Genomic DNA, 12,865 nt, shown 5'->3' with positions numbered 1-12,865 from the left:
AACCGGAGAGACTGACAACCCACGAAGCCGTCGGAAGGGGCCGTCCGGGATGTGACGGGCTCCACGCCGGACACCGGCTGCCCGTCCGCCCGTCTGCCTCCTCGCGCCTACGAGTCCCTGCCGCCCCTACGCCGTCGAAGAGTCCGGGAAGTGCCTCCCCAGCCCCCGTGTCCGGTCTAGGTTGAAGGCGATCACTTCGGACCACAGCCCGATCATCATCGAGCGACTCTGAACGCATCAACATACTGACAAGGACGGAGCCATGAGCGCCGACGCCCCCGCCCCTGACGCCGAAGAGCTCAGGAAGCGCATCGACACGACGAAGGCGCACCCCGCACGGGTCTACGACGTCTTCCTCGGCGGCAAGGACAACTACCCGGCCGACCGCGAGGCCGCGGCCATGGCCCTGGCCGCCAACCCCCGCGGGTACCTCACCGTGCGGCACAACCGCGACTTCATGCGGCGGGCGGTCACGCTCGCTGCGAAGGACGGCATCCGGCAGTTCCTCGACATCGGCACCGGCCTGCCGACCCAGCAGAACGTGCACCAGATCGCCCAGGCCATCGCGCCCGACGCCCGCGTGGTGTACGTCGACAATGATCCGGTCGTCCTCGTCCACGCCCGGGCCCTGCTCACCAGCGGACCCGAGGGCCGCACCGACTACATCGAGGCGGACCTCCGCGACCCCGCCAAGATCCTCGAAGCCGCCCGTCACACCCTCGACCTCGACCAGCCGGTCGCCCTCGTCCTCGCCGCCGTCCTCCACTTCATCGAGGACGACGAGGCCTACCCGATCGTCAAGCAGCTCATCGACGCACTGGCACCCGGCAGTTACCTCGTACTGAGCAACGTCAGCTCGGACCTCAACCCCGAGCAGGTCGGCCGGATCACGAAGTCGTTCAAGGAGCGCGGCTTCGCCATGGTCCGCCGCTCGCACGCGCAGGTCGAGCGTTTCGTGACGGACAACGGTCTGGAGATGCTCGACCCGGGCGTCGTTCCCGTGCACCGCTGGCGGCCCGAGCACGTCGTCGATCTGCCCGAGGCGGCGGACCCGGATCCGGAGTTCGTGGCGGGGCTGGACGAGCTGGACCGTACGCGTTACCAGCCGATCGACGACGTCACCGACGCGGACGTCAGCGTGTACGGAGTGATGGCCCGCAAGCGCTGAGCGACCCGGCGGCGGTCCCCGCTCACTCCAGCACGTGGCGCCCCTCCGGCTGCGCGCTGCACGACGCCCTGAAGGAGCAGTGGGTGCAGTGCTGGCCGGTCGACGGGGTGAACCGTTCGTCCAGGACCCGTCCGGCGGCGGTCGCCAGCAGATCGGAGACCCACTCGGTCTCCGGCGGCTGCTGGGCCTGCACCTTGGGCACGGCGTCGCCGCCCTCCTTCTTGAGGGCGGGCTGGCGCAGCTGTACGAGTTCGGCGCCCCCGGATTCCGGGCGCGTGCCGTCGAAGACCTCGTCGACCGCGCCTTCCCTGACCGCCAGCTGGTACACGGCGAGCTGGGGGTGGCGGGCGACCTCGTCCTTCGTCGGGGACTGCTTGCCGGTCTTGAAGTCGACGACGTAGGCCCGGCCGTCGGCGTCGCGTTCGACGCGGTCCATCGAGCCGCGGATGCGCACCTCGTACTCCCCCGCCTCCAGCGTCACGTCGAAATCGTGCTCGCTGGCGACCGGGGTGCGGCCGGTGCGGTCCATGACGTGCCAGCGCAGGAAGCGTTCGAGGGCGATGCGGGCCTGCTCCTTCTCCTGCTGCGACTTCCACGGCGCGTCGAAGACCAGCCCGTCCCAGACCGAGTCGAGCCGCTCCATGAGGACGGCGAGATCGGCGGGCGTCCGGCCGGAAGCCACCTCGTCGGCCAGGACGTGGACGACGTTGCCGAAGCCCTGGGCCGCCGTCGCCGGGGCGTCGGCCTTCACCTCGCGGCCCAGGAACCACTGCAGCGCGCAGGTGTTGGCGAGCTGGTCGAGCGCGCTGCCGGACAGGGCGACGGGCTGGTCCCGGTCGCGCAGCGGGACCGCGGAGCGGGTCGGTTCGTACAGGCCCCACCAGCGGTAGGGGTGGGCCGCCGGTACGAGCGGCCGGCCCTCGTCGTCGCTGAGCGCCGCGAGGCGGGCGAGGCGGTGGGCGGCCTCCTCGCGCAGCGCGTCGGAGGCGGCGGGGTCGACGGTGGTGGCCCGCAGCTCGGCGACGAGGGCGGCGACGGAGAGGGGCCGGCGCGGCCGTCCGGTGACGTCGCGGGGCTCGACGCCGAGCTCCGTGAGGAAGCGGGACGGCTGGTCGCCGTCGTCGGCGGGGGCCTTGACCGCGGTGACGATCAGGCGCTCGCGGGCGCGGGTCGCCGCCACGTAGAAGAGCCTGCGCTCCTCGGCGAGGAGGGCTCCTGGAGTGAGGGGTTCGGCGAGGCCGTCGCGGCCGATCCGGTCCGCCTCGAGCAGCGAGCCGCGGCGGCGCAGGTCGGGCCAGAGGCCCTCCTGCACTCCGGCGACGACGACCAGGCGCCACTCCAGGCCCTTGGAGCGGTGCGCGGTCATCAGCCGTACGGCGTCGGGCCGCGCGGAGCGCCGGGAGAGCGTGTCCGCCGCGATGTCCTGGGCGTCGACCTCCTCCAGGAAGTTGAGCGCGCCCCGGCCACCCGTGCGCTCCTCCGCCCGGGCCGCGGTGTCGAACAGGGCGCAGACGGCATCGAGGTCGCGATCGGCGTTACGGCCGCCCGCGCCCCCGCGCAGCGCGGCGCGCTCCAGCCTGGCCGGCCAGGGTGTGCCGGACCACAGCGCCCACAGGGCCTCCTCGGCGGTGCCGCCGGCTTCGAGGAGCTCGCGCGCCGTGCGCAGCAGCGCGCCCAGGCGCTGGGCGCCGCGGGCGTACGCCGGGTCGTGCGTCACGAGCCGTTCCGGTTCGGCGAGCGCGCGGGCGAGCAGTTCGCCGGAGGGCGCGGGCACGCGGTTGCCGGCGGCGCGCTCCTCGTCGCGCAGGGCCCGGCCGAGCCTGCGCAGGTCGGCGGAGTCCATGGAGCCGAGGGGGGAGGCGAGGAGGGTGAGCGCCGTCTCGGTGTCGAGCCAGGAGACGGACGCGGCGGTCTCCCCCGCGTCCGCCCCCCTGCGGAGCGCCGCCGTGGCCACCGTGCGCAGGGCCGTCAGCAGCGGGGCCACCGCGGGTTCGTGCCGCAGCGGCAGGTCGTCGCCGTCGACCTCCAGCGGAACGCCCGCCGAGGTCAGGGCCCGGCGCACGGCGGGGATGGTGCGCCCACCCGCCCGGACCAGGACCGCCATCTCGTGCCACGGCACCCCGTCCTCCAGATGCGCGCGGCGCAGCAGGTCGGCGATGTTGTCGAGCTCGGTGGAGGCGGTCGGGTAGGTGTACGTCTCGACGCTGCCGCCCTCGCGGACCGCGCCGAGCTCCCGGTGGGCCCGCACCTTCGCCGACGGCAGCCGGGTGAGCGGCATCCGGCGGGTCAGGAGCCGGGTCGCCGCGAGCAGGCCCTCGCCCGAGCGGCGTGAGGTGGTGAGGACGCCGACCGGGGCCGGGTCGCCGTCCGCGCGCCGGAACAGTTCCGGGAAGTCGAGGATGCCGTTCACATCGGCGCCGCGGAAGGCGTAGATCGACTGGTCCGGGTCGCCGAACGCGATCAGGTTCCGGCCACCGCCGCCGCCGCCCGGGGTGCTCCCCCGGTTACCGGCCAGCGCGTGCAGCAGCCGTACCTGCGCCGGGTCGGTGTCCTGGTACTCGTCGACGAACACGGTGTCGTAGCCGCCGGCCAGCAGCGCCGACACCTCGGGCCGCTCCGCGAGCAGCACGGCGCGGTGGACGAGCTCCGCGTAGTCCAGCACCCCCTGGGCGTCCAGCACGTCCAGGTACTCGGCGAGGAACGCGGCGGCCGCACCCCAGTCGGGCCGGCCGGTGCGCCGGGCGAAGTCGGCGAGGGCGTCCGGGCCGAGGCCCAGCTCACGGCTGCGGGCGAGGACGGCGCGCACCTCGTCGGCGAAGCCGCGCGTGGTCAGACAGGCCCGCAGCTCGTCGGGCCACCGGATGTGGGCGTGGCCCTCCTTCTCCAGGTCGAGCTGGCCCGCCAGCAGGTCGCGGACGGTGACGTCCTGCTCGGGTCCGGAAAGCAGGCGCAGCGGGTCCGCGAAGAGGTCGGCGTCCTGATGGGCGCGCACCAGGGCGTAACAGAAGGAGTGGAACGTGGTGGCCTGCGGTCCGCGGGCTGCTCCGAGCCGGGCGGCCATCCGGTCGCGCAGCTCGACGGCGGCCTTGCGGCTGAAGGTGAGGATCAGCATCCGGGCCGGGTCCGCGCCCCGGGCGACCCGGGCGGCGACCGCTTCGACGAGGGTGGTGGTCTTGCCGGTCCCGGGCCCCGCGAGGACCAGCAGCGGGCCGCCGGGGTGGTCAACCACCGCCCGCTGTGCCGCGTCCAGGAGAGGGGGGTCCACGGAGCCCGGCAGGGTACGCACCAGCCGGTACGCGCCCGTGGTCCCCCGCCGTGCCTGACGGTGCGGACTGTTCCGGGTGGTGGAGGAGGAGCTCACGTTGGGGTCGCCGGTCCTGGTGGGTGTGCTGGGAGTACGGGAGGTGGGACCGCGGCGCGTGCCGCGAACCGACGACGGTACTCCGGTGCGCCGGGTGCGCGGGGGTGTACTGCGAACCGACGACGGTACTCCGGTGCGCCGCGGGTGCGGGAGCGTACCGCGAACCGATGACGGTACTCCGGTGCGCCGCGGGTGCGGGAGCGTACCGCGAACCGATGACGGTACTCCGGTGAGGCCGCCGACCGGAGCAGGACGGCTGCGTCGATCGTCACGTCCGGCCGTTCCACGCGGCGGATACGGCCGGGCACGGCCCCCACTCCTCCGCGCTGCCCGTACGTCGTACGGGCCCGGCTCCGCCCGTTGTGCTGCCGGATGGCCGAAGCTGTCAGTTGTGAGCTCCCCCGCCGTCGTCGCCCTCCGGGCCCGGCCCGCCCGTCGGCCCGACGGCCCGGCCGTCCCACCGCGCCCGCCGCATGTCCAGACGCGGCACATGGCCCTCCGCGGACCGCGAGGCCTCGCGCAGCGGCGTGCTCTCCGCCCGGTAGTGATCCAGCGCACGCAGTTCGTGGCCGGGCAGCAGCGCGCCGTCGGCCCGCACCACGCGCCACCACGGCACCGCTCCCCCGTACAACGCCATGACCCGGCCGACCTGGCGCGGGCCGCCCTCCCCCAGCCACTCCGCGATGTCGCCGTAGGTCATGACGCGGCCGGGCGGGATCAGTTCGGCGACGTCGAGCACGCGCTCCGCGTACTCCGGCAACGCGTCGCTCGTCGGGTGTTCGCTCATCCGGCCCATCCTGCCGTACGCCACCGACAGTCAGGCCCCTTGTGTGTCCGGCCGCACACGGACTGTGTGCATGAGGGGAATGGGGCGTATCTTGCCCATCGCGCGCCCCCGCATCGCACCCTGATGCCCCCCTCCGCGCGCCGGCCGTGCCACCATCATCCGGGCGGTGACCGGTGATACGAGAACACGAAGACCAATCAGAGGCGACGAAGGAGCAGGGCGTGCAGCCACGGAAGGCGGCCGACGCCTCTGATGACGAGCCGCGCCCCGAGGGGGGCGCACAGGAGCCCGGCGCCGGCCCGCACACGCCCCCGGACCACCTGGCCGGATCGACCCTCTCGACCTCCGAGGCGGCGCTGTCGGACCGCGTCTCGGGCGACGAGCCCCTGCTCCCCGCCCGGGTGCACCGCCCCTCCGATCTGATGCGGCTCCTCATCGGCGTCCTGGCCGTCGTCGTGCTGTTCGCCGTCGCCGCCTTCGCCCACGGCACGACGGCCGGCCTCGAACAGGACATCAACAAGGGCACCGGACAGGCGCCCGATCTACTCATCAAGATCGCCGGACTGGTCTCCAGCATCGCCGTGCTGCTCGTCCCGGTGGCCTTCGCCATCGAGCGGCTGATCAAACGCGACGGACTGCGGATCGCGGACGGTGTACTGGCCGCCGTGCTCGCGCACGGGGTGACGCTCGCCACGGATCTGTGGGTCGCCCATTCCGCGCCCGGCACCATTCAGGACGCCCTGACCCAGCCGCAGCCCGGTGACGCCCTCACCGACCCCGTACACGGTTATCTCGCCCCCGTGATCGCCTATATGACGGCGGTCGGCATGGCGAGACGGCCGCGGTGGCGGGTCGTGCTGTGGGTAGTGCTGCTGCTCGACGCCTTCGCCATGCTCGTGGGCGGCTACACGACCCCGTTCTCGATCGTCCTCACGGTGCTCATCGGCTGGACGGTCGCGTACGGCACGCTGTACGCGGTCGGTTCGCCGAACGTCCGGCCGACCGGCCAGCACCTGATGGCCGGTCTGCGTCACGTCGGCTTCCGGCCGGTCACCGCGATGCGGGCCGAGGACGCGCCCGACTCGGGCGACCAGAACGACCGCGGGCGCCGCTACATGGTCTCGCTGGAGGACGGGCCACCGCTCGACGTGACGGTCGTGGACCGCGAGCAGCAGGCCCAGGGCTTCTTCTACCGCGTGTGGCGCAGGCTCACCCTGCGCGGCATCACCCAGCGGCGTTCCATCCAGTCGCTGCGCCAGGCACTGGAGCAGGAGGCGCTGCTCGCGTACGCGGCCATCGCCGCGGGCGCCAACGCCCCCAAGCTGATCGCCACGTCCGAGCTCGGCCCGGACGCCGTGATGCTGGTGTACGAGCACATCGGCGGGCGCTCCCTGGACGCGCTGGAGGACTCCGAGATCACCGACGACCTGGTGCGCGGCGCCTGGCGTCAGGTGCGGGCCCTCCAGTCGCGGCGGATCGCGCACCGCAGGCTCACCGGTGACGCCATCCTGGTGGATCGTTCCGGCAAGGTGTTCGTCACGGATCTCCGAGGCGGCGAGATCGCGGCCGGGGACCTGGTCCTGCGCATGGACATCGCCCAGCTGCTCACCACCACGGGTCTGCGGGTGGGCCCCGAGCGGGCCGTCGCAGCCGCGCTGGCGGTGCTGGGGCCGGACGCCGTCGCGGACTGCCTGCCACTGCTCCAGCCGATCGCACTCAGCCGCTCCACCCGGGCCCAGCTGCGCAGGCTCGCCCGGGAACGGTCGCAGCGCGAACGCGAGGCCGTGCTGGACGCCTCCGACGCGGCGAAGCGCGCCCGGACCCAGGAGGCGGAGCACCCCGACGACGCCGGGCGCAAGACCGCCCGCAAGTCGCAGCGCACCGAGAAGCAGGCCGAGAAGCGCGCCATCGACGATGCCCTGGACGGGGCCCGCGAGGAGGACCTGCTCTCCCGGATCCGCCAGGAGGTGCTGCTCATCCGGCCGCAGGCCCCGGTCGAGCCGGTCCGTCTGGAGCGCATCAAGCCGCGCACCCTGTTCAGCTTCATCGCCGGCGCCATCGCCGCCTACTTCCTGATCTCGCAGGTCACCGAGGCCGACTTCGGTGCCGTCGTCGAGGAGGCGGAGTGGGGCTGGGTCGCCGCCGCGCTCGGCTTCTCGGCGCTCAGCTACATCGCCGCGGCCATGAGCCTGCTGGGCTTCGTGCCCGAACGGGTGCCGTTCGGCCGGACGGTGCTGGCCCAGGTCGCCGGCTCGTTCGTGAAGATCGTGGCCCCGGCCGCGGTGGGCGGGGTGGCGCTGAACACCCGGTTCCTCCAGCGGGCCGGCGTGCGTCCAGGGCTCGCGGTCGCGAGTGTCGGCGCCTCGCAGCTGTTCGGGCTCGGCTGCCACATCCTGCTGCTGGCGGCGTTCGGTTATCTGACCGGTACGGAGAAGACGCCGTCCTCGCTCACCCCGTCCAGGACCGTGATCGCCGGGCTGCTGACGGTCGCCGTGCTGGTGCTGGTGGTGACGGCCATCCCGTTCCTGCGCAAGTTCGTCGTGACCCGGGTCCGATCGCTGTTCGCCGGGGTCGTACCCCGCATGCTCGATGTCGTACAGCGGCCGCAGAAGCTGCTCACCGGCATCGGCGGGATGCTGCTGCTGACCGGCCTGTTCGTGATGTGCCTGGACGCGTCGGTCAGGGCGTTCAGCGGTCCGGACACGCCTCACCTCAGCTACGCGAGCATCGCGGTGGTCTTCCTCGCGGGCAACGCGCTGGGCTCGGCGGCGCCGACGCCCGGCGGCATGGGCGCCGTCGAGGGCGCGCTGACCCTCGGCCTGATCGCGGTCGGCCTGCCCAAGGAGGTCGCGGCGCCCGCGGTGCTCCTGTACCGGCTGCTGACGCTGTGGCTGCCGGTGCTTCCCGGCTGGCTCTGCTTCAACCATCTGACGCGCAAGGGCGAGCTGTAGAACGTCGTGTCCACCCGCTTGGACCGGCGCCCCGTGCAGCCCCCGGCACGCCCCCGCACGATGGAGCGATGAGGACCTCCCCCGCCCCGACCTCCCCTGCCCTGCGCGCCGCCGCTCTCGCCGCCACCGCGGCCGTGCTGTTTCCGCTCGCCGGCTGCTCGGACGGGGGTGACGCGGACACGGCCGGCCGCTCGCAGAGCACTCGGCGGGCGGCCGAGGCCGCCGCGGCCACCACCCCCTCCGGCCTCACCTCCCAGCGGCTGAAGTGGTCGCGGTGCCCGGCCCCCTCCCAGGCGCAGGGCGGCGGGGCGTCGCCGACCCCGTTGCCCGGCGGGGCCGTCTGGGAGTGCTCGTTCATGGATGTCCCGCGCGACTACGCGGACCCCGACGGCGACACCATCGAGCTGGCGCTCATCCGCGCGAAGGCCATGGACCAAAAGAAGCGGATCGGTTCGCTCATCTTCAACTTCGGCGGCCCCGGCGCCTCCGGTGTCGCCACCCTGCCCGCGTTCGGCACGGACTACGACAAGCTCCGCACCCGCTACGACCTGGTGAGCTTCGACCCGCGCGGAGTCGGCCGCAGCGCCGGCGTGGAGTGCGAGGACGACGAGCAGCTGGACGCGCGGTACGAGGAGGACGGCACGCCCGACACCGCGGCGGAGGAGAAGCAGTTCACCGAGGACTCCCAGACATACGTGGATGCCTGCGAGAAGAACTCCGGCAAGGACCTCCCCTTCGTGGGGACGACGAACGCGGCCCGGGACATGGACCTCATGCGCCAGGTCCTCGGCGACGACAAGCTGCACTACTTCGGCATCTCGTACGGCACCGAACTGGGAGGCGTCTACGCGCACTTGTTCCCCGGGCACGTCGGCAGGGCGGTCCTGGACGCGGTGGTCGACCCGACGGAGGACGCGGAGCAGTCCTCGCTCGGCCAGGCCAAGGGCTTCCAGCTCGCGCTGGACAACTTCGCCAAGGACTGCGTGAAGCGGGGCGACGCCTGCAAGCTGCCCGGTTCCACCGCCGAGGAGGTCGAGCAGGGGGTGTCCGGGCTCCTGGACCGGCTGGAGAAGAAGCCCGTGCCGGGCATCGGTTCCCGCAAGCTCACCCAGACGCAGGCCACCACCGGCATCGCGGCGGCGCTCTACTCCAAGGAGACCTGGCCCCTGCTGGAGCAGGGCGTGGACGAGGCGGACGGTGGCAACGGCGGACTGCTCCTGGCCCTCGCGGACTCCCTCAACGGGCGCTCCGAGGACGGACATTACGACAACTCCGCCGCCGCCAACACCGCGATCAACTGCGCCGACTCCAAGGAGCGGTTCACCCTCGAGGAGACCAAGGAGAGGCTCCCCGCCTTCCGCGACGCCTCACCGGTCTTCGGCGACTACCTCGGCTGGGGCCTGATGGCGTGCACCGACTGGCCGGTGGCGGGCGCCTGGGACACCCCGGACGTCAGCGCGAAGGGCGCGGCCCCCGTCCTGGTCATCGGCAACACGGGCGACCCGGCGACTCCGTACGCGGGCGCGAAGGCGATGGCCGGGGAGCTGGGCGAGGGCGTCGGCGTGGAGATGACGTACAGGGGCCAGGGTCATGGCGCGTACAACAGCGGCAACGCCTGTGTGCAGAAGGCGGTGGGCGGCTACCTGCTGGACGGCAAGGTCCCGGCCGACGGCACGGTCTGCGGTTAGCCGCCACCGGTGCCCGCCTACCATGGGCGCACTGCCGGACCGGCAGGTACGACGGGGAGGGACGTACACGTGGTCGCATACGTACGGGCCGGGGCGCTGGCCGCTGCCGCGCTGCTGCTGACGGGGGTGCTCGCGGGCTGCGAGGACGGCGCGGACGACAAGCCGGGGAAGGCGGGCAAGTCGCCGGCCGGCACGCCGGCTTCGTCCACCGCGCCGTCGTCCGCCGAGCCGTCGGCCGACGCCGGCGCCAAGCCCCTGCCCGCCGCCCTCACCTCGCAGCGGCTGGACTGGAGGCGCTGCAAGGCCGCCGAGGGCGAAACCGCTCCGGGTTCGGCCTGGCGGTGCGCGACGGTCGAGGTGCCGCTGGACTACGCGAAGCCGGAAGGCGACACGATCGGGATCGCGCTGATCCGCAAGGAGGCCCGCGACAAGAGCCGGCGGCTCGGCTCGATGCTGTTCAACTTCGGCGGGCCGGGCGGGTCGGGCGTCTCCATACTGCCTCGCGCCGCCGCCTCGTACGGGACGCTCAACTCCCGCTACGACCTGGTGGGTTTCGATCCGCGCGGGGTGGCGCAGAGCGCCGGGGTGCGGTGCCGCACGGACGAGGAGCAGGACACCACCAACCGGGACGTCGACATGACGCCGGACACGGCGGCGGAGGAGACGGCGTTCATGAAGGACGGCGCCGGCTTCGGCGCCGGCTGCGAACGCCGCTCGGGCAAGGTCCTGCCTCACGTCGGCACGACGAACGCCGCCCGGGACATGGATCTGATCCGCGAGGTCCTCGGGGACCGGAAGCTGACGTACTTCGGCATGTCGTACGGCACCGAGCTGGGCGGCACCTACGCGCACCTCTTCCCGGCCAAGGTCGGCCGCACCGTCTTCGACGCCGTCGTCGACCCGACCGCGGATTCCACCGGTCACGCGCGCAACCAGACGACCGGCTTCCAGCGGGCACTGGAGAACTACCTCAAGGACCGCGGCCAGGACCCCGAGAAGGGCACCCGGCGCATCGCCGCCCTGCTGAAGCGGATCGACGCCGAGCCACTGCCGACCGGTACGGGACGCAAGCTCAACGAGTCGCTGGCGATCACCGGAATCGTGCTGCCGCTCTACTCCAAGGACAACTGGCCGACGCTCACGCAGGCCCTGGACGAGGCGGAGAGCGGCAACGGCTCCACGCTGCTGCAGCTCGCCGACTCGTACAACGGGCGTGACGAGAACGGCCATTACGACACCCAGAGCCACTCGCAGCGGGCGATCTCCTGCGCGGACAGCAAGGCCAGGCCGACGGCGGCCCAAGCGCGGGCGTTGCTGCCCGAGTTCACCGAGCTCTCCCCGGTCTTCGGCCCGTTCCTGGCCTGGGACACCGCGGGCTGGTGCTCCGACTGGCCGGTGGCCGGCGAGCACGACACCCCGGAGGCCAGCGCGCCCGGCGCCGGTCCCGTCCTGGTCGTGGGGACGACGGGCGACCCGGCGACGCCGTACGAGGGTGCGCGGAAGATGGCGGACGAGCTGGGCAAGGGCGTCGGCGTGCTGCTCACCAACAAGGGCGAGGGGCACGGCGCCTACGGCGGCAGCGGCTGTGTGACGTCGACCGTGAACGCGTACTTCCTGGACGGGAAGGTGCCGGCGGACGGCAAGACCTGCTCGTAACGCGCAGCCTCACACACGCCGAGGGGCCGGCCCGCATGATGCGGACCGGCCCCTTCGAAGCGTTCAGGCTCTAGTACACCGGCTTCTCGGGCTCGATCGTGTTGACCCAGCCGATCACGCCGCCGCCCACGTGCACCGCGTCGGCGAAGCCCGCCGACTTGAGGACCGCGAGGACCTCGGCGCTGCGGACACCGGTCTTGCAGTGCAGCACGATGCGCTTGTCCTGCGGGAGGTCCTGGAGGGCGTTGCCCATCAGGAACTCGTTCTTCGGGATCAGCTTCGCGCCGGGGATCGACACGATCTCGTACTCGTTCGGCTCACGGACGTCGATGATCTCGATCTTCTCGTCCGCGTCGATCCACTCCTTGAGCTGCTTGGGAGTGATCGTGGAGCCGAGCGCCGCCTCCTGGGCCTCCTCGGACACGACGCCGCAGAAGGCCTCGTAGTCGATGAGCTCGGTGACGGTCGGGTTCTCGCCGCAGACCGCGCAGTCGGGGTCCTTGCGGACCTTGACCTGGCGGTACTGCATCTCCAGCGCGTCGTAGATCATCAGACGGCCGACGAGCGGGTCGCCGATGCCGGCGAGCAGCTTGATGGCCTCGTTGACCTGGATGGAGCCGATGGACGCGCAGAGCACGCCCAGGACACCGCCCTCGGCGCAGGAGGGAACCATGCCGGGGGGCGGCGGCTCCGGGTAGAGGCAGCGGTAGCAGGGACCGTGCTCGGACCAGAAGACGGACGCCTGGCCGTCGAACCGGTAGATCGAACCCCAGACGTACGGCTTGTTCAGGAGCACCGCGGCGTCGTTGACGAGATAGCGGGTGGCGAAGTTGTCCGTGCCGTCCACGATCAGGTCGTACTGGGCGAAGATCTCCATCACGTTCTCGGCTTCGAGCCGTTCCTCGTGAAGGATCACGTTGACCAGGGGGTTGATGCCCAGCACCGAGTCCCTGGCGGACTGGGCCTTGGACCGGCCGATGTCGGCCTGGCTGTGGATGATCTGGCGCTGCAGGTTCGACTCGTCGACCTCGTCGAACTCCACGATGCCGAGCGTTCCGACACCGGCGGCGGCCAGGTACATCAGAGCCGGGGAGCCGAGACCGCCGGCGCCCACACAGAGCACCTTCGCGTTCTTCAGCCGCTTCTGCCCGTCCATCCCGACATCCGGGATGATCAGGTGGCGGGAGTACCTGCGGACCTCGTCGACGGTGAGCTCAGCAGCTGGCTCGACCAGGGGTGGCAGCGACACAGGAA

7 protein-coding genes are annotated in these 12,865 nt (G+C 72.4%); 4 read left to right on the top strand and 3 right to left on the bottom strand.

Going from position 1 to position 12,865, the window contains the following annotated elements; translation table 11 throughout:
• Window positions 1–262: 262 nt before the first annotated feature.
• Entirely contained in the window at window positions 263–1,168 is a 906-nt protein-coding gene (locus tag ABTX18_RS08710) for an SAM-dependent methyltransferase (protein WP_352122029.1), read from the top strand.
• Between the two features lie 22 nt (window positions 1,169–1,190).
• Here the strand turns inward: ABTX18_RS08710 and ABTX18_RS08705 are convergent, their stop codons facing one another.
• The gene (locus tag ABTX18_RS08705; RefSeq protein ID WP_352122028.1) at window positions 1,191–4,529 is read right to left on the bottom strand and encodes an ATP-dependent helicase; all 3,339 of its coding nucleotides are present in this window, start codon (window positions 4,527–4,529) and stop codon (window positions 1,191–1,193) included.
• A gap of 385 nt (window positions 4,530–4,914) precedes the next feature.
• Entirely contained in the window at window positions 4,915–5,316 is a 402-nt protein-coding gene (locus ABTX18_RS08700) for an MGMT family protein (protein ID WP_352122027.1), read from the bottom strand.
• A gap of 221 nt (window positions 5,317–5,537) precedes the next feature.
• On the opposite strand from ABTX18_RS08700, the gene ABTX18_RS08695 reads away from it, so the two are divergent.
• From ABTX18_RS08695 to ABTX18_RS08685, 3 genes are all read left to right on the top strand, one after another.
• The gene (locus tag ABTX18_RS08695; protein WP_352122026.1) at window positions 5,538–8,267 is read left to right on the top strand and encodes a lysylphosphatidylglycerol synthase domain-containing protein; all 2,730 of its coding nucleotides are present in this window, start codon (window positions 5,538–5,540) and stop codon (window positions 8,265–8,267) included.
• A gap of 68 nt (window positions 8,268–8,335) precedes the next feature.
• Window positions 8,336–9,955: an alpha/beta hydrolase gene (locus ABTX18_RS08690; protein ID WP_352122025.1), complete on the top strand. Its 1,620-nt coding sequence runs from the start codon at window positions 8,336–8,338 to the stop codon at window positions 9,953–9,955.
• A gap of 69 nt (window positions 9,956–10,024) precedes the next feature.
• Complete coding sequence (locus ABTX18_RS08685; protein WP_352122024.1) at window positions 10,025–11,611, top strand: alpha/beta hydrolase; 1,587 nt, start codon at window positions 10,025–10,027, stop codon at window positions 11,609–11,611.
• A gap of 70 nt (window positions 11,612–11,681) precedes the next feature.
• On the opposite strand, the gene moeZ is transcribed toward ABTX18_RS08685, so the two are convergent.
• Window positions 11,682–12,860: an adenylyltransferase/sulfurtransferase MoeZ gene (gene moeZ, locus ABTX18_RS08680; RefSeq protein ID WP_352122023.1), complete on the bottom strand. Its 1,179-nt coding sequence runs from the start codon at window positions 12,858–12,860 to the stop codon at window positions 11,682–11,684.
• Window positions 12,861–12,865 lie beyond the last annotated feature (5 nt).

The sequence above is a fragment of the Streptomyces sp. NPDC096323 genome (assembly GCF_040302845.1).
Taxonomy (GTDB): Bacteria; Actinomycetota; Actinomycetes; order Streptomycetales; family Streptomycetaceae; genus Streptomyces.
The sequence above is the reverse complement of the archived record's forward strand: the minus strand, read 5'-3'. Positions and strand labels throughout refer to the sequence as shown.

Coding starts and splice junctions, on each gene's coding strand:
- ABTX18_RS08700 (WP_352122027.1), bottom strand. CDS start 5,316: ATGAGCGAACACCCGACGAGCGACGCGTTGCCGGAGTACGCGGAGCGC.
- ABTX18_RS08690 (WP_352122025.1), top strand. CDS start 8,336: ATGAGGACCTCCCCCGCCCCGACCTCCCCTGCCCTGCGCGCCGCCGCT.
- ABTX18_RS08710 (WP_352122029.1), top strand. CDS start 263: ATGAGCGCCGACGCCCCCGCCCCTGACGCCGAAGAGCTCAGGAAGCGC.